This window comes from Arthrobacter sp. B3I9, from assembly GCF_030816935.1.
GTDB lineage: Bacteria > Actinomycetota > Actinomycetes > Actinomycetales > Micrococcaceae > Arthrobacter.
In genome coordinates, this window is record NZ_JAUSYO010000001.1 from 995,862 (window position 1) to 1,012,118 (window position 16,257).

16 protein-coding genes are annotated in these 16,257 nt (G+C 67.5%); 10 read left to right on the top strand and 6 right to left on the bottom strand.

What is annotated here, in order from left to right; all coding sequences use genetic code 11:
- Window positions 1–10: 10 nt before the first annotated feature.
- Window positions 11–310 (bottom strand): YegP family protein, encoded by a 300-nt coding sequence (locus tag QFZ65_RS04700; RefSeq protein ID WP_306908502.1) that lies wholly within the window; start codon window positions 308–310, stop codon window positions 11–13.
- A gap of 103 nt (window positions 311–413) precedes the next feature.
- The gene (locus tag QFZ65_RS04705; protein WP_306908504.1) at window positions 414–2,171 is read right to left on the bottom strand and encodes a bifunctional 3'-5' exonuclease/DNA polymerase; all 1,758 of its coding nucleotides are present in this window, start codon (window positions 2,169–2,171) and stop codon (window positions 414–416) included.
- A gap of 92 nt (window positions 2,172–2,263) precedes the next feature.
- Between QFZ65_RS04705 and ssd the strand changes: the two genes are divergently transcribed.
- The 8 genes from ssd to QFZ65_RS04745 all read left to right on the top strand — a co-directional run bounded on the left by ssd (window position 2,264) and on the right by QFZ65_RS04745 (window position 9,927).
- The gene (gene ssd / locus QFZ65_RS04710; RefSeq protein WP_306908505.1) at window positions 2,264–3,385 is read left to right on the top strand and encodes a septum site-determining protein Ssd; all 1,122 of its coding nucleotides are present in this window, start codon (window positions 2,264–2,266) and stop codon (window positions 3,383–3,385) included.
- Between the two features lie 136 nt (window positions 3,386–3,521).
- Complete coding sequence (locus tag QFZ65_RS04715) at window positions 3,522–4,802, top strand: TadA family conjugal transfer-associated ATPase (protein ID WP_306912499.1); 1,281 nt, start codon at window positions 3,522–3,524, stop codon at window positions 4,800–4,802.
- A gap of 230 nt (window positions 4,803–5,032) precedes the next feature.
- Entirely contained in the window at window positions 5,033–5,734 is a 702-nt protein-coding gene (locus tag QFZ65_RS04720; protein WP_373427629.1) for a type II secretion system F family protein, read from the top strand.
- Window positions 5,731–6,342, top strand: coding sequence for a type II secretion system F family protein (locus QFZ65_RS04725; protein ID WP_306908510.1), 612 nt, complete (start codon window positions 5,731–5,733; stop codon window positions 6,340–6,342). The genes QFZ65_RS04720 and QFZ65_RS04725 overlap by 4 nt, the downstream gene beginning before the upstream one ends.
- 192 nt (window positions 6,343–6,534) lie before the next feature.
- Window positions 6,535–8,388 (top strand): hypothetical protein, encoded by a 1,854-nt coding sequence (locus tag QFZ65_RS04730; protein ID WP_306908512.1) that lies wholly within the window; start codon window positions 6,535–6,537, stop codon window positions 8,386–8,388.
- A 260-nt stretch (window positions 8,389–8,648) separates the two neighbouring features.
- Window positions 8,649–8,933: a DUF4244 domain-containing protein gene (locus QFZ65_RS04735; RefSeq protein ID WP_306908514.1), complete on the top strand. Its 285-nt coding sequence runs from the start codon at window positions 8,649–8,651 to the stop codon at window positions 8,931–8,933.
- 128 nt (window positions 8,934–9,061) lie between these two features.
- Window positions 9,062–9,523, top strand: a complete 462-nt coding sequence (locus QFZ65_RS04740; protein ID WP_306908515.1) for a TadE family type IV pilus minor pilin — start codon at window positions 9,062–9,064, stop codon at window positions 9,521–9,523.
- Between the two features lie 32 nt (window positions 9,524–9,555).
- Entirely contained in the window at window positions 9,556–9,927 is a 372-nt protein-coding gene (locus tag QFZ65_RS04745; protein ID WP_306908517.1) for an Rv3654c family TadE-like protein, read from the top strand.
- On the opposite strand, the gene QFZ65_RS04750 is transcribed toward QFZ65_RS04745, so the two are convergent.
- Both QFZ65_RS04750 and QFZ65_RS04755 read right to left on the bottom strand, forming a co-directional pair.
- Window positions 9,911–12,349, bottom strand: coding sequence for a DEAD/DEAH box helicase (locus QFZ65_RS04750; RefSeq protein WP_306908519.1), 2,439 nt, complete (start codon window positions 12,347–12,349; stop codon window positions 9,911–9,913). The two genes, QFZ65_RS04745 and QFZ65_RS04750, sit on opposite strands and share 17 nt — an antisense overlap.
- Before the next feature lie 43 nt (window positions 12,350–12,392).
- Window positions 12,393–13,085 (bottom strand): GNAT family N-acetyltransferase, encoded by a 693-nt coding sequence (locus QFZ65_RS04755; RefSeq protein WP_306908520.1) that lies wholly within the window; start codon window positions 13,083–13,085, stop codon window positions 12,393–12,395.
- A gap of 155 nt (window positions 13,086–13,240) precedes the next feature.
- Between QFZ65_RS04755 and QFZ65_RS04760 the strand changes: the two genes are divergently transcribed.
- Complete coding sequence (locus QFZ65_RS04760) at window positions 13,241–14,134, top strand: rhodanese-related sulfurtransferase (RefSeq protein WP_306908522.1); 894 nt, start codon at window positions 13,241–13,243, stop codon at window positions 14,132–14,134.
- Between the two features lie 95 nt (window positions 14,135–14,229).
- Here the strand turns inward: QFZ65_RS04760 and QFZ65_RS04765 are convergent, their stop codons facing one another.
- On the bottom strand, window positions 14,230–14,781 hold the full coding sequence (locus tag QFZ65_RS04765; RefSeq protein WP_306908524.1) for a hypothetical protein: 552 nt from the start codon (window positions 14,779–14,781) through the stop codon (window positions 14,230–14,232).
- 97 nt (window positions 14,782–14,878) lie between these two features.
- Window positions 14,879–15,349, bottom strand: a complete 471-nt coding sequence (locus QFZ65_RS04770) for a hypothetical protein (protein WP_306908525.1) — start codon at window positions 15,347–15,349, stop codon at window positions 14,879–14,881.
- A gap of 143 nt (window positions 15,350–15,492) precedes the next feature.
- Here QFZ65_RS04770 and QFZ65_RS04775 point away from each other — a divergent pair, with 143 nt between their 5' ends.
- Entirely contained in the window at window positions 15,493–16,257 is a 765-nt protein-coding gene (locus QFZ65_RS04775) for a MerR family transcriptional regulator (RefSeq protein ID WP_306908527.1), read from the top strand.

A 16,257-nucleotide genomic window follows, 5' to 3' on the forward strand; every position in this document is an offset into this window, starting at 1 on the left:
GGGTGCCGCTCTAGCGAGACGTCCGTCGCGGGCCGGTGCGGGCGGAACCCGGCCGGCGCGCGGGCTCGCGGCCACCCGCCGGAGTCTTCCGTGGCCGGGACTTGTCGACGACCAGCCCGGTGGCGGCGTTCTCGCGAACAGCATTGATACCTGCTGCAGCCGCCTTGATGGTGTTGAACAGTGGCGAAACGGCGACAACCGTTCCATCCGGTGCGGTCAGCTTGAAGAAGTACGAATCTTCTCCAGCTTCGGCGATTTCAAAAGTGCCAGCCAAAATATGCTGCCTTCCCAAAAACATGCGTCGTTGCATCGGCCGGAACCGTAGGAATGGTCCCGGCCTTTCGAGCCTAACCGGGCCGATGGACCGGGCACAACGCTACCGACGGGTACGTTACGGCATGCCCTCCGGTTGATCATTTTGCTTTGTCATAGGAGTCCACCACGGCCACGCTGACCGGGAATTCAACCGGGATCGTGCCGAAAAGCAGTTCCTTGGCAGCGTTCGCCGCCTCTTCGATGGCCAGGATGCAGTCCTCCACCGTTTCCTCCGGGCAGTGCACCATGACTTCATCGTGCAGGAAGAACACCAGCTCCACGGCGGGTCCGCCGGCTGCCCGCATAGTCCGCAGCCGGCGTCGTAATTCCGCCAGCCAGCATGCCGCCCAGTCGGCAGCCGAACCCTGCACCACGAAATTCCGGGTGAACCGCCCCCGCGACCGGGCCAGGGAATCGGCGCGGCGCTGTTCCTCGGCGGTGGCGGAATGCTGGCTCCGCAGCCAGCCCTCCGACGGCGGCGGGCTGCTGCGGCCCAACCGCGTAGTCACAGTTCTCCCGGCCTCGCCCTCCCGCGCCGCGTGCTCCACGAAGCCGACAGCCTGCGGATAGGCGCGGGCAAGCTGGGGCATCAGGCGGCCGGACTCGCCGGTGGTGGCTCCGTAAATGGCTCCGAGGAGCGCTGCCTTGGCCTTGGCCCGGTCACCGCCGAACCCCTGGGCAGCGATGCCGGCATAGAGGTCTTTATCCCGTGCAGCCTCGGCCATTTTGGAATCCTGGGCGAGCGCCACCAACACTCGGGGTTCGAGCTGGGACGCGTCCGCGACGATCAGCTTGTAACCCGGGTCGGCGTGCACGGCTCCGCGGATCTGGCGGGGGATCTGCAGCGCCCCGCCGCCGCGGGAGGCCCAGCGGCCCGACACCACTCCGCCGACGACGTACTCCGGCCGGAACCGCCCGTTCGAGACCCAGGCGTCCAGCCATGTCCAGCCGTTGGCCGCATGGAGCCGGGACAGCTTCTTGTAAGCCAGGAGAGGACCGATTGCAGGGTGCGTCGCCTGCTTCAGCTCCCATTGCCGGGTGGTCTTCACCTCGATCCCGTTGCGGTGCAGGGCGCGCATCAGCTCTTGTGGCGAATCAGGGTTGAGCGCAGGGGAGTGGAGGAGCTCGCGGAGCTCGGCGGTGAGGGCCTCAAGTTTGGCCGGACGCTGGCCCTGCGGCGGGCGGGGACCCAGGTGGTCGGCGAGAATCTGCTCGTGCAGCTCCTCCCGCCACGGGACCCCAGCGTGCTGCATTTCCGCCGCAACCATGGCAGCGGCGGACTCGGCCGCAAGGAGCAGCTGCAGCCGCTGCCTGCGGTTGTCTGCCTGGCCGCCTCCCGCGTGGCTGCCTCCCGCGTGGCTGCCTCCCGTCTGGCTGCCGCCCGCGTGGCTCAGGGCGTCCTGCTGGGCGGCGAACTCTTCGCGCAGCTCCTCCGGGCCGCGGCCCGTCGCCTGCTGAACTACCAGATGGTCGAACAGCGCTCCCTGCTCGGCAGGCGGAGGAAGCGGCTGAAGCGCCCGCGGCGGCTGCTGCTGATCATCGTCCAGGGTCAACTTCTCGGCGTTTCTGGCGTACGAGGTGCCCGCGGTGAATTCGGAGTGGGCCAGGATCGCTCCGCACAGCGAGAGGTCGTAGCAACGTTCCAACTCCACCCCGGCGGCCAGCAACGCGGGATACCAGTCCTGCGTGCGGTGCCAGATCCAGCGCGGCCGCCGCTTCTCGAGCTGGAGCACGACGCCGGCCAGCTCAGCGGTGCTAACCACTCTCGGTTCAGGGGTGGCGGGGTGCGGGGCGCCCCGGGAAGTGAGTTCCTGAAGGGCTGCGCCGTCGGGGTGGGCGGCGAGCAGCAGATACATAGGCTCAATTCTGCCCTGCCTGACGGTGCGGCTTGTCCACATAGCGCGGGGGCCGGCTTACCGTCCTGCCCGCCCGAGGGGAGAGTGGCGGTATGAGCCGCCACCAGCTATTGAACAGCGACATTCCGCCAGGCCGCGCAGCCGACTCCCGAGACGTCGCCTGGCTGCCGGACACGTCGGCCGGGACGCTGCTGGTAACAGGAAACGATCTTCTCCGCGGTGAAGTGGAGCGCATCGTGGCCGCGGCCGGCGGCGCACTGAGGACCGTGCCTGACGTGCTGGCGGCAGCTCCATTCTGGGACGCCGCTGCGGTGGTACTCGTGGGCAGCGACATCAACACGCTACTGCCCCGGCGCCGGGCGCCGGGCGTTCTGGTTGGGCTGGCCGGTGACGGGGACAGGCTCTGGCAGCTGGCAGCTGCGATGGGGGCAGAACGTGTCGCCGTGCTGCCACAAGCCTCGGCCTGGCTTGCCGCGCACCTCAGCCGGTCCCGCTCACCCGCCGCCGGCGGCCTGGTCCTCGGCATCACCGGAGGCTGCGGCGGGGCTGGAGCTACCACGGCAGCCATCTGGCTGGCCCAGGCCGCTGCCCGGAACGGCGCACGGGTCCTTCTGGTGGACGGAGATCCCCGGGGCGGTGGCCTTGAACTTGCTTTGGCCGCCGAGGACGCCCCGGGCCTCCGCTGGCCTGATCTCGCCGGTGCCAGCGGCAGCATTGATCCGGGCCAGTTGATTGAGTCCCTGCCGGGCGTCGGCGGATTTTCCTTCCTGTCCTGGCCGGGCAGGCGGGAAGGGGCGGCGGTCGTGGAACCGTCCACCGTGTCCATCGTCCTGGATGCCGCCCGGCGGGGCTACCAACTGGCGATTCTGGACATCGGACGCGGAGGGGAGGCGTTCCGGGCCTTCGCCTGGGACTGCGACCGGATTGTCCTTATCGTTCCCGCCCAACTGCGCGCAGCTGTGGCCGCAGCACGGCTGCTGCACGATCTCCCTCCCGTGGAAACCTCCCTCGTCGTCCGTGGCAAGCCGGGTTCGATGCTGGATGGAGAGCTGATCGCGGAGTCAGTCGGAGTTCCCCTGTCCGGGGTGATGCCCGAGGTCCGGGGTACCGCCGCGGCTACTGACCTGGGACGGCTCCTGAACGCCGGGCAGCAACGTATCGTCCGCCGCTTCGCCGCCGCAGTACTCGAGCAGAGCGTCGGGGATCCCCGGTGAGCGCGCACCCAGCGGCGGAGCAACGTATCGTCCGCCGCTTCGCCGCCGCAGGGCTCGAGCAGAGCGTCGGGGACTTCCGGTGAGCGCGCACGCAGCGGCGGGTCCTCCGGATGCCGGTGCGGACAGCAGGCACCGCCTGGGGCGCCGGGCGGGGGCACCCGGCCCCACAGATGAACGGTTGCTGCAGACCGTGCGGGAATCTGTTCTGTCCGAAGCCGGGCCGGTTACTGCGTCCCGGGTGGCCGCGGCGGTGCAGGCCACCGGGCGCGTGCTCGGCACTGCGGGAGCACTGGCGGCCGTGGACAGCATCAGCGCGGAACTCACCGGGCTGGGTCCGTTGCAGGCACTGGCGGCGGACCCGGCCGTGACGGACATCTTCGTCAACGGTCCGGACTCGGTCTGGCTTGACCGTGGCAACGGCCTAGAAAAGGTTTCCGTGTACTTCTCCGGGGAACCTCAGGTCCGGGCGCTTGCCGCACGGCTCGTGGCGGCAGGCGGGCGGCGCCTCGATGACGGGTCTCCGTGCGCAGACGTCCGGCTCGGAGGCTACCGGGTCCATGCAGTCCTGCCGCCGATCTCCACGGCTGGCACGCTGCTCAGCGTGAGAATCCGCCGGGAGAGGGTGTTTACGATGCCGGAGCTGCGCAGACATGGCATGTTCGGCGCCCTTGTCCAGACGGTGCTCGAACGCATTATCGAGCGCCGGTTGGGTTTTTTGATCAGCGGCGCCACCGGTTCCGGCAAGACAACGCTGCTCGCCACGCTTCTCGGCTCCTGCCATGCCGCGGAACGGCTCGTTCTGATAGAGGATGCCTCCGAACTCAACCCAGTGCACCCGCACGTCGTGGCGCTGGAGGCCCGGCACGGAAACCTTGAGGAAAGCGGTGTCGTCGACCTCGGCGAGCTGGTTCGTCAGGCGCTGAGAATGCGGCCGGACAGGCTGGTCGTGGGCGAATGCCGGGGCGCGGAGGTCCGCGAACTCCTGACAGCGATGAACACCGGCCACACCGGTGGCGGCGGAACCATCCACGCGAACACCGCGGCCGCCGTGCCAGCACGCCTGATCGCGCTGGGGGCGCTGGCCGGCATGGGTCAAGAGGCCGTGCGCCTGCAGGTCGCAAGCGCACTGGAAGTCGTCATCCATGTGAGCCGAACCCGTAACCGGCGGTACGTCTCGTCAATCGGCGTTCTCGAGGAACTCGAAACGGGCCTCGCGGTCAGCATTGCCCTCGAAGTCGCGGAAGCCGCAGGCACCAGCGAGGCCGGCGAGGTCGCCGGGGTCGCCCAGATCGCCGGGGTCGCCCAGATCGCCGGGGGCGGGGACGGCCACGGTCTCGTCGTCCGGCGCGGGCCGGGCTGGCCCAAGCTCGCGGACCGTCTGGGCCTCGACCCCTCAGTTGTCGGGGTGCAAACGTGATTCCGGCCCTGGTCGTGGTGTTGGCGCTGGCGGTCTGGTTGGCTTTCCGGCCTCCATGCGACTCGAGCCGAAGACTCCGCCGACAGTTGGCGGAGCCGCCGATGGGGGCCGCGCCTGGCTCCCTCGAGCTCCGCCCAGGAAGAGGGGCCGGGAGCGACCAGGGCATGCGGACTGCCGGGGGAGGCGGAGGACGGGGAATGCCTGGTCACAGTGGCCTGCGGCCGTGGCGAATGCAGCGCAGGCCGACCTTCACGCCGATGGCCGTGTTCGTCCAGCAGTCGGCCGCTCTTCTCAGAGGGGGCCGCGCCCCCGCCCGGCTCTGGGATGAGCTGTGGCTGCTCTATGGTGGGCCGCCTTCCCCGGCGCCGTCGTTGTCGGATTGGCCGCTACCCGATGCCCCGGTACCTGATGTCGTGTTGTCAGGTGCGCCGCGGCCATTGCTTACCCCGCTTTCCTGCGCCATCCTGGTGGCCGCCCGTGCTGCCGCCGGGTCCGGAGCGCCTGTGGGTGCTGCCATCCGAGGCGCGGCTACTGCCGGGGCGCCCGGTGCAGGCGCAGCGCCGCGAAACAACGCTGCGGCCCGTGAACGCGGCGCTTGGATTGAGTTCGCGGCGTGCTTCGACATAGCGGAGGCGAGCGGTTCTCCCTTGGCCGACGTCCTGGCTCGCTTCGCTGCCCAGCTCGAGGCTGAAGACGATGCGGAAGCCGCACGCCAGAGCGCCTTTGCCGGTCCCCGGGCCACGGTCCGCCTTCTCAGCTGGCTGCCGGTTCTCGGACTGGGACTCGGCGTGGTGCTGGGCGTAGACCCGCTCGGCATTTTGCTGGGGGACCCCGCAGGTTTCGCGGCGCTTGTGGCTGGCGTTGCCCTCACCGCCGCCGGACGGATCTGGTCGGCCAAACTGGTCCGGTCTGCGGCTGGACAATCGGAATGACAGCCGGGCTGGCAGGTTTCGCCGTCGGGACATTACTGGTGGCGGCTACGGTGGTGGGATTTGGCGGCCACTCCCAGCCGGGGCGACGGCTCAGACGGTCCCACGACGAACGGCGGTGGGAGTACGGCGGAGGATCCGCAGGGACGGCCCTGGTCACTGAGGAGACTTCCGGCGCCGCGGGCCTTGACGACACGGCCATCATGCTCGAGCTCATCGGGGCGATGCTGGATGCAGGGTGCGGTCTTGGCAGGGCGTTGGAACTCATAACGGACCTCTCCTCAGCGGAGCTCCGCGGCCCCCTCCGCCCCGTGGTCTCCGCGCTGGCCCTCGGCGCCGGCTGGGACGTCGCTTGGCGTAGTTCGACTGTCCGGTCACCCCGGCTGGTGGCCTTGCAGCACGCGTTGGCATTCGCCGCCCTGACCGGAGCGCCCTCGTCTGCCGTTCTGTACGCCCAGGCGGGCCGGATCCGGCGGGAAAGATTCAGGACCGCCGAGAAACAGGCCGCTGCCCTTGGTGTGAAGCTGGTGGTCCCCCTCGGTCTGTGCTCTTTGCCGGCTTTTGTGTGTCTCGGCATCATGCCCGTCCTCCTGGCGATGGTCCCCGCGTGATCACCGGCTGATCCCACTGTGAGCCGCGGCTGATCCAAGGTTTTCCAAAGAGTCGCCGCATACGGAGCGTGAGGCAGCGCAGTACGAGCGCCCTCGTGTGTGACCCAGTGACAGCTACCCTCCCAGGGCGTCCGGTATCTCGGTACGTCTGCAAAAAAATATCCGGGAGTAGTGAAGGCAGGGGGCACGTCAATGATCCGACTGCGAAGGGCCGGCGTGATTGCGGCGCTGAATCTATTGGTGGTGGCCGGGCTAGCCGTCGGAGCCACGCCCGCTCAGGCTGTCACGTGCGCTCCCGGGATGCCGCCCACCAACAACTATCCCGGCACAACAGTGGTGGCGACCAGCTTTGAGGCACAGACAATCCAGGCAGCCGGATTCGCCGCTCCGGCCACCGCAGGGACTGGCTCGGCCGCGATTTCCACCACCACTGCCCACTCCGGACTCTGTGCCGCCAAGCTGCACGTAACCACTGCCGCCGGCTCCCTGGCGAATTTCTCAAAGCCGCTGCCCGCCGCGAGCAAGGACGTTTACGCTGACGGTTGGTTCAACGTCACCGCGAAGGGAGTGGACGGAAACAACGTTCCCTACTTCCGGTTCTTCACGGACGGCACCCGGGTTCTCGACGTCTTTCGCTCCAACAACGGAATCGGCCCGCTGTGGCTTCGTGTTGCGTCCCCGACCGGCACTCCCACGTACACCCGTCTCGCTCCCACCGTCGCCTTGAGCAGCTGGCATCACCTCACATTGCACGCCATCGCTAACGGACCCTCGACCACTGTGGAGATCTGGTTTGATGGCAAGCTCGTCTTCTCCAGCGGTCAGGTTGCCATCGACGTGGATTCCATTTCAGCGGTGCAGTTGGGGGCTGAACACCGGCGGCAGGCAGGCGACGTTTACGTCGACGACGTCGTCATCAAGAGCTCCAAGGGAGTCGCAGGCCAGCCCGGAACCTTCGTGCCGATTACTCCCAGCCGGATGCTGGACACCCGGGAAGGCTCGGCCGCGGCCAAGGATTCGACGGTGTCATTCCAAGTCGGGGGCGTAAATGGCATTCCAGCGAAAGTGGCCTCTGTGGTGTTCAACCTGACGGTCACGTCGCCCCAAGCCGACGGGTATATCACGGCCTATGCCTCAGGCCAGGCGACCGCTCCCAACGCTTCCAACCTGAACTTCGTCGCCGGGCAGACAGTGGCCAACCTTGTGACGGTCCCCGTAGGGAATGACGGAAAGGTCACTCTCCTCAACAGTTCCCCAGGGAGCTCGCAACTGATCGCTGATGTGAGCGGCTATTACGTGACCGGCACACCGTCCACGCCGGGTGCGTTCCAGTCGCTGGCTCCCTCCCGGATCCTCGACACCCGGAGCGGCTCGCCGGTAGGTCCGAATTCAACGCTGCCCCTCCAGGTCGCAGGCGTAGCGGGTATCCCTGCCGTGGCGGCAGCTGTGGTCTTCAACCTCACCGTGGCCGAGGCCAGCGCCCCGGGCTACATCACGGCTTACGCCTCCGGCGTTCAGACGGTTCCCACCGCTTCCAACCTGAACTTCCTCAAAGGGCAGATCGTGCCGAACTTGGTGACCGTTCCAGTCGGGGCTGACGGAAAGGTCTTGCTGCACAACCGCTCTGACGGTGCCACCCACCTCCTCGCAGATGTCACAGGCTACTACCTTTCCGGCAACCCCACGGCCCCCGGTGCCTTCAAAGCCGTCGGGACCGTCCGGGCACTTGACACCAGAGATACTGCCTCGCCTGCTCTGAATGACAAAGCAGTTGCCTTTCGGGCCGCCGGTGCAAACGGAATTCCCGCTAGCGTTTCCGCTGTCGTCTTCAACCTGACCGTCACCGAGCCCCAGGACTTCGGGTTCGTCACCGCCTTTTCCGGCCCGGAAAGGCCCGAAACGTCCAACCTGAACTTCCTCAAGGGGCAGACAGTGTCGAATCTGGTGGTTGTACCGGTGGGTTCCGATGGGCGGGTGTCGTTGTTCAACCGCTCCAACGGGAGCTCGCAATTAATTGCAGATATCGCGGGGTATTTCCTCCGATAAACAACTGAAGACGACGGAAGCTGAGCCGAATGGCCGAAGGCCTCTTAGCCTGGCGGGTACCGCCGATGGCTAAGGGCCCTTCCTTCTGCCCTGCCAAGCCTCGCCAAAGCTGGGGCCGCCCTCCGTGAGTGCTCCTCCACATCCCTCCGGACGGCATTGTTGTCCACTTGTGCGTTGTGGCGCCTTACCGGCGACTCCACGAGCAGGGAGAGTCGAAGGAGCCGGTGATCCCGCCGGTGCCCTTCGAAAGGAAAACAACCATGTCGATATACCGAGACGCCCCAGCCAAAATCCACCCGAGTCCCGACCGGTCCCGAACAGCGGAGGTCACGGAAATCTATCCCGGGGCCAGCTCCGCCGGCCTCGCCCTTAGCAGCAGTCCCAGGAGGCAGCGGGGAGCCGAAGCTGGAATGGCCACGGCGGAGTACGCCATCGCGACCCTGGCAGCCGTGAGCTTCGCCGGGGTGCTCGTGTTCATCATGCGCAGTGACGAGGTCCGCGGGTTCCTGCTCAACCTCATCCGTACGGCGCTGGCGCTGCCATGACCCGGGGTAATTCCCTCGCCAGGGCCGCGCCCGGACAGCCGGTCCGGCCGAAGCTCCGGGCATCCCGCGGCGCAGGCTTGCCGCCCGCGGATGGCCGCTGTCCGGCTGCGGACGACGGATTTCGAGCGTTGCCTAGGGTTGCCGGGCGCTCCTGCCGCGGTGCCGTCACTGCAGAATTCGCCGTGGCCTTGCCCGCGGTTGTTCTCCTGCTGGCCCTGCTGCTGGCCGGTTCGGCCGCGGGGGTGACGCAGCTGCGGCTCGAGGAAGCTGCCCGGGCAGGGGCGCGCGCGTTGGCGCGTGGCGACAGTGCTGCCGGCGTCGAGGCAATCGTGCGTCGGCTCGCCGGACAGACAGCCGGGTCGGCGGTGACCTCCGACGGCGAATGGATCGGCGTCACGGTTTCCGGGCGGGCGCCCGGTGCCCTCGGTTCGCTCCTGCCGTGGACTTTCTCCGCCCGCGCCTGGGCGCGGCTCGAGTCCAGCCAGGCGACAGGCTTTGTCCGGGTGGTGGCGCTGCTTCCTCACCGGGCCGCGGGGCCGAGCCGGTCCGCGGCGCTGCTTCCTCACCCGGCTGCGGGGCTGAGCGGGTGAGGCCTCCTACGACTGTCCGTGAGGACCCCGCGGTGCCGCACCCCCTCGACCGTGGCTCGGGAACGGTCCTGGCACTCGCCCTGGGGCTGGTCATCCTCATCGGAGCGGTCGTGATCACCATGCTGGGCCAGGCGGCAACGATGGCGTCCAGGGCCGCCGCTGCCGCCGACCTCGCAGCGCTGGCGGCCGCGGATGCTGCGCGCGGCATCACTGCCGGCGAGCCGTGCGCCGTTGCCGCTGAGGTTGCGCGCCGGCATGAAGCGAGGATCCTGAGCTGTGCCGAGGGGCCCGGGAACACCGTTCAGGTCCGGACCCGGGTCGACGCCGGCGCGGCGTTCGGGGCGGCCACCGGTCTCGCCCGCGCGGGTCCGCCTCCGCCGGCGCCTGCTACGGCGCCGCGGTAGCCGACGGTCCCACGGTCGTGCGCCCTGGTGCGTCGGAGGTCGGGCCAATGATCCCTGGCTCGGTGCCGATCTCCATGAAGTCCGAGGCGTCCTTCAGCAGGACGTTGATCAGCGTGACGGCGGCGTCCTTGTCCAGCGGATTGTTCTTGTTGCCGCACTTGGGTGACTGCACGCACGAAGGGCAACCGGACTCGCATTCACACGCCTTGATGGCATCACGGGTCGCGGACAGCCACACCCTCGCCTTCTCGTAGCCCCGTTCGGCGAAGCCCGCGCCGCCCGCGTGCCCGTCATAGACGAAGATCGTGGGCACTCCGGTGTCTGCGTGCAGGGCCGTGGATACGCCGCCGATGTCCCAGCGGTCACTGGAGGCAACCAACGGCAGCAGCCCGATGGCGGCGTGCTCCGCCGCATGTAGGGCGCCGGGGAACTGCGCCTCGATCAGCCCGGCACCGGTCAAGGAACGGTTGTCCATGACGAACCAGACGGCCTTGGTGAACAGGTCCCGCGCGCCAAGCTGCAGTGGTTCCTCACCCAGGACCTCGTTGGAAATCAATGCCTTGCGCTGGAAGGAGACCACCTGCGTCGTTACCTTCACGTCGCCGAAATGCACGGCCACGTCGCCCCACTGCGTGGTGTGCTGCGTTTCCAGCACCTCTATCTGGGTCACGTCCCGGGCGGTGGTGTAGTAGTCCGGGTTGGCGCGGCGGACCACCACGCAGTGCTCGTCCTCGTTCAGGTCCTCGACGACGTAGCTCTCGCCCTGGTGTACGTAAACGGCTCCGGTATGCGCCTGGTAGTGCGTCTGCGGCGAGTCCATGGTTCCCAGCAGGGAGCCGGTGGCCGCGTCGACGATGCTCACCGGCCCGCCGCCGTCGGCCCGCAGGTTCACCATTGCGGCTGCACTCTGTGGGTGGGTCCAGAACCAGCCGGCGGGCCGCTTGCGCAGGTAGCCCCTGGTCACGAGCTGGTCCAGCAGCTTTTCCGCCGTGCCCCCGAACAGCTCCACTTCGGCGTAGCCCAGCGGCAGCTCGGCGGCGGCGGCGCAGAGGTGCGGGCCGAGCACATAGGGGTTGGAGGGATCGAAGACGGTGGCTTCCACCGAAACGTCGAAGATCGCCTCCGGATGGTTCACGAGATAGGTGTCCAGCGGATCATCGCTTGCCACAAACGCAGCGACAGCATCCTGGCCGGCCCGGCCCGCCCGGCCAATCTGCTGGAACAACGATGCCCGGGTGCCCGGCCAGCCAGCCACCAGCACCGCATCGAGCCCGGAGATGTCGATGCCGAGCTCCAGGGCCGATGTGCTCGAGACTCCCAGAAGCTCGCCGGAGCGCAGGGCCTTTTCGAGAGCGCGCCGCTCTTCGGGCAGGTAGCCGGAACGGTAGGCCGCGACCCGCTGCGGCAGGCTGGGATCCACTTCGTCCAAAAGGCGCCTCGTTATGGACGCAATCGTCTCGGCACCGCGCCGTGACTTGATGAAGGCGATGGTCCGGACCCGTGACGACACCAGGTTTGCCAGCAGGTCAGCGGTTTCCGCTACCGCAGTCCGGCGTTCCTTGGCGCCGTTCTCGCCGCGGAGCTCGGTCAGCGCAGGCTCCCAGAAGGCAACGGTCGTGGCCCCGTGTGGGGAGGAGTCTTCGGAGACCGCACTGACCGGCGCCCCGATAAGCCTGCCGAAGGACGTCCCTGGCTCGGACGCGGTGGCCGAAGCAGCGATGAACACGGGCCCGGGGTGCGAACCTCCGGGGCTGTAATAGGCGCAGATGCGGCGCAGCCGTCGCATCAGATTGGCGACGTGGGAACCGAAGACGCCGCGGTAGCTGTGCGCCTCGTCGATGATCACGTAGCGCAGCCGGCGGAAGAACCGGGCCCACCAGGCGTGGTTGGGCAGGATGCCGAAGTGCAGCATGTCCGGATTGGCGAGGATGACATTGGCGTGGTCCCGGATCCAGCGCCGCGACGCCGGATCCGTGTCCCCGTCATAGGTTTCGGCCCGGACCGTGGGCAGCTTCAGCGACCGGATGGCTGCCAGCTGGTCGGCGGCCAGGGCCTTCGTGGGGGAGAGGTACAGGGTGACGGCGCCGTCGTCGTGGATTTTGCCGGGATCCGCCAGGACGCGCAGTTCCGAGCGGTGGATCGCGTCCAGCGCCGGCAACTGGTACGCCAGTGACTTGCCCGAAGCGGTGCCCGTGGCGATCACCACGTGCTCTCCGGCGTGCGCCAGTTCCGCTGCCTGGATCTGGTGGCGGTATGGCTCGTGGATCCCGAGGGAGCCGTAGGCGGCCACCAGATCCGGATGTGCCCACTCGGGCCACGGCGCGGTCACAGCCGGGCGGGAGGGGATGGTGCGCACATGGCGGAGCTGTTCCGGTTCCGGGCCGCGGCCCAGCAACGGAATCAGGGACTCATGTGGGTTCACTTGAACATTCTTTCACCCGGACCCAAATCGGCCGGGCGAGGAGTCAGCCCAGGGACAAGTCCGATCCCTCATCCGAGGCCGAAAGCATCAGCACGTGGCAGACCGTGCTCCAGCCAAGGTGGGAGTAAAGCTTCTGGCCGTCCAGGGAGGCCAGCAGCAGCCCGTTTTCCACCTCATGCTCGAATGCCTGGGCGGCCAAGGCCCGCATGATGAAGCTGCCCAGTCCGCGCCGCTGGAAGCCCGGTTCCGTGACGATCTTGTCGAAGATTGCGGTGCGGTCCACGACGAACACCTGTCCGCTCGCGGCCAGTTCGTCGCCGGCGCGGACCACTGCGTGGTGCACGCCGTCCGTAGTGGAAACCGCAAGCTTGAGGTCGTCGTCGGAAAGCCACGGGTCCTCTGAGTCCTGGGTCTCCATGTCCACGATCATCATCGTCTGGGAAGCGGAGGTGACGTTCAGGGCATGCCGTTGGGCCAGTGTCGTGTAGCGGTACACGTCGTTCGTGAAGATCGTCAGGACCCGGGCGGGGACTTCTGCGCTCCGCGCGGCCAGTTCGGCAAATTCCGAGTCCGAGGGATCGTGGGCGAAGTACTCCCACTCACGGGTTGTGTCAGCGCGGAGTGCTGCCGGGAACCGGCCCTCCCTGCGCGTCTCATAACCACGGCAGCCGGCCCAGCCGGCCACCCAGATTTCCACCAGATGCGTGGTGTCTTCAACCATGGCGTCCAGACTCATGAGATGAGCGTATTCCAGCCCTGCCGCGAGCAACAGTGGCAGGCCCCGGGAACCGCCCCCGCCGACGGGGTCTGAGGCTGCCCACGGGGGTGGCCGGCGAACCCTGCTGCAACCAACGTGCGCCCGCCGCCTGCCCCTCCAGTACCCTTAAATACGTGGCTTTGAACCGAATTGTGCTCTTTTATGGCTTTACCCCTCTCCCGGATCCGGAGGCTGTCCGGCTCTGGCAGCGCGCGCTGTGCGAGAAACTCGGCCTGACCGGCCGCATCATCATCTCGAAGGACGGCATCAACGCGACCGTCGGCGGCGAACTGCAGGCCGTGAAGCAGTACGTGAAGACCACCCGGGAGTACAGGGCGTTTCACGGCATCGACGTGAAGTGGTCGGAAGGCGGGGCCGCTGACTTCCCGCGCCTGAGCGTCAAGGTGCGGGACGAGATCGTGTCTTTCGGTGCCCCCGGAGAGCTCAAAGTCGACGCCAACGGCGTGGTGGGCGGCGGGACACACCTCCTGCCTGAGCAGCTCCACGAACTCATCGAGGCCAAGAAGCAGGAGGGCGACGAGGTTGTCTTCTTCGATGGCCGCAACGGCTTCGAGGCCCAGATCGGCAAGTTCAAGGATGCCGTGGTTCCCGATGTCGCGACCACCCATGACTTCATCAAGGAACTCGATTCGGGCAAGTACGACGCCCTCAAGGACAAGCCGGTCGTCACCTACTGCACAGGCGGCATCCGGTGCGAGGTACTGTCCAGCCTCATGGTCAACCGCGGTTTCAAGGAGGTCTACCAGCTCGACGGCGGGATCGTCCGCTATGGCGAGACGTTCCGGGACCAGGGCCTCTGGGAGGGCTCGCTCTACGTGTTCGACAAGCGCATGCACCTGGAATTCAGCGAGGACGCCAAGACCATAGGCCAGTGCGTCCGCTGCTCGGCGCCAACGAGCAAATTCGAGAACTGCTCGAACCCTTCGTGCCGCACATTGACACTCTATTGCGCCGACTGCGCCGCCAGCCCCGAGACCCTGCGCTGCCCGGAGGGCTGCGCGGCCTGAAGTCCGGCCTGAAGTCCTGACCGAAGAGCTGCCGGAAGTACCGCCGGCTGAGCGGCGACCGTCAGGTGATGCCCGCTAAATAGCGGCCAACAGGTTCAGATGCGGCTGACGCGGTACGCGAAATTCGCCGGCGCGTTCGCGTCCACCTTGATGGAGAGAACCGCATCAGCCGGCAATGTCACCACATTCACCCGGGATGTCCCGCACCGGAGGCTGAGGTCCACGAGTTCGTTCTCGCCGTCTTCTATGGAGAAGGACACCCGGCGGGTGCTCCGGCAGGCGAGGGTCAGGGCGTACGTGCCCTTGGGCAGCTGCGCGGTGGTGTCGCTGCGCTCCTCGTCGAGCTCAAGTGTGCCGAAGCCCGTGTGGAAAATCTCCCCCTTGGTGCCGGGCAGCACCTGCAGAACCCAGGCATCAAGTTCAGCCCCGGACACGGGCTGGTTCAAGCTGGGATCCGGTGGGATGGCGGCATTGCTTAACGTCGGTGCTGCGGAGGGGCCGACGCTGTCATTGGCTAGGCCTTCGTCGTACTCGTAGGCGCAGCCGGCAAGGACGCCGGCCAGCAAGGCAGCACAGGTGACGGAGGCTGCCGCCGTGATGCGCTTCCGCGGCATTGCTTGTTCCCGCACACTTTCCGGGCGAGGCATGACCTGACTTTAGGCGCGGGGAATACGAACCGCCAGAGCCGAACGTCCCAGTCCGGAGCGGCTGCCCCGCCCGGCTAAATGTACTGAATCAGGACAGCTAGGCGGGCGCGAGGTGGTAGCCGTAGATGAGCGGAGCGTCCACGCTGGAGGTGCTGATCTTCACGGTGCCGGCGGCGGGCAGGCTGATCGCGGCCGTCTCGTGGCTCCCGTTGCAGGCCGCCCCCGCTTCCGTCAGCAGGCGTCCGTCCAGCGAGACCTCAAAGAACGCCTTGCCGCCGCCGTCACAGCTCACCGTCAGCGTGTATTTTCCGGCGGGGACTCCTCCGGCCGTCTTGACGATCGGGTCGCGGCTCAGGATCTTGCCGGCATCCTCCAGCACAATGCCGCTGGCTGAAGGAAGCGCGGTAGCTTTCCATGCCGGCACGTCGGCGGACTCAACAGAACGGACGGGAGAGCACGCAGAGGCGGAGAGCACGACGGCGAGCGCCGCGGCGGCGCCGGCCGCCGTGCTGGCCAGTCGCCGCTGCGCGCCGGAGTTGCCGGGGAATCGGCCGGTACGGGAAGGCATTCCTCAAATCTACCCCCCCGCGGCCGTGCGGATTCCCCACGATGAGCTATCCCTACGAGACTTGACCTTGACGCAACGTCAACCTTTAGTCTCAGAGAACAGGGCAGCACAGGAAGCCCAACGTTCGGAAAGGACTCTGCACCATGGACTGGTCCGTGCAGCAGATCGCGAAGGTTGCCGGCACCACAAGCCGCACGCTGCGCCACTACGACGACATCGGGCTGCTCAAGCCCAGCCGCACCGGGCAGAACGGTTACCGGTATTACGACCAGGCGGCACTCGTGAGGCTCCAGCGCATCCTGCTCCTGCGTGAACTCGGGCTTGGCCTGCCGGCCGTTGCGGAGGTCATCGGCCGCGAGTCGGACGCGGAGAAGGCCCTGGGCCGTCACCTCGCCTGGCTCCGGAAGGAACAAGACCGGCTGGCCCGTCAGATCGCCTCGGTCGAGCAGACCATCCAATCAGTGAAAGAAGGAGAAGGAATCATGGCGGAGAAGATGTTCGACGGCTTTGATCACACCCAGTACAAGGAAGAGGTCGAGGAACGCTGGGGAAAGGACGCGTATGCCGCCGGCGATGCCTGGTGGCGGGGCATGGGCGCCGCGGAAAAGGACGCCTGGAAGCGGCGGTCGCAGCAGCTCGGCAGTGACTGGACCGCGGCTGCCCTAGCCGGCATCGCCCCGGACAGCGGGGAGGCGCAGGAGCTGGCCCGGCGGCACGTCCAGTGGCTGACCGGCATTCCCGGTACGCCCGCAGCTACAGGCACCGGCGAAAGGGACATCAAGGGCTACGTGGCCGGCCTTGGCGACATGTATGTGGCCGATCCCCGCTTCGCCGCGAACTACGGCGGCGAGGCAGGAGCGGCGTTCGTCCGCGACGCGTTGAGGATCTACGCGCAAATGCACCTCTAA

What these genes read in the sequence shown, in the direction of transcription:
- QFZ65_RS04700 (WP_306908502.1), bottom strand. Translation starts at nt 310, where the DNA reads ATGCAACGACGCATGTTTTTGGGAAGGCAGCATATTTTGGCTGGCACT.
- QFZ65_RS04705 (WP_306908504.1), bottom strand. Translation starts at nt 2,171, where the DNA reads ATGTATCTGCTGCTCGCCGCCCACCCCGACGGCGCAGCCCTTCAGGAA.
- ssd (WP_306908505.1), top strand. Translation starts at nt 2,264, where the DNA reads ATGAGCCGCCACCAGCTATTGAACAGCGACATTCCGCCAGGCCGCGCA.
- QFZ65_RS04720 (WP_373427629.1), top strand. Translation starts at nt 5,033, where the DNA reads ATGCAGCGCAGGCCGACCTTCACGCCGATGGCCGTGTTCGTCCAGCAG.
- QFZ65_RS04725 (WP_306908510.1), top strand. Translation starts at nt 5,731, where the DNA reads ATGACAGCCGGGCTGGCAGGTTTCGCCGTCGGGACATTACTGGTGGCG.
- QFZ65_RS04730 (WP_306908512.1), top strand. Translation starts at nt 6,535, where the DNA reads ATGATCCGACTGCGAAGGGCCGGCGTGATTGCGGCGCTGAATCTATTG.
- QFZ65_RS04735 (WP_306908514.1), top strand. Translation starts at nt 8,649, where the DNA reads ATGTCGATATACCGAGACGCCCCAGCCAAAATCCACCCGAGTCCCGAC.
- QFZ65_RS04755 (WP_306908520.1), bottom strand. Translation starts at nt 13,085, where the DNA reads ATGAGTCTGGACGCCATGGTTGAAGACACCACGCATCTGGTGGAAATC.
- QFZ65_RS04765 (WP_306908524.1), bottom strand. Translation starts at nt 14,781, where the DNA reads ATGCCTCGCCCGGAAAGTGTGCGGGAACAAGCAATGCCGCGGAAGCGC.
- QFZ65_RS04770 (WP_306908525.1), bottom strand. Translation starts at nt 15,349, where the DNA reads ATGCCTTCCCGTACCGGCCGATTCCCCGGCAACTCCGGCGCGCAGCGG.
- QFZ65_RS04775 (WP_306908527.1), top strand. Translation starts at nt 15,493, where the DNA reads ATGGACTGGTCCGTGCAGCAGATCGCGAAGGTTGCCGGCACCACAAGC.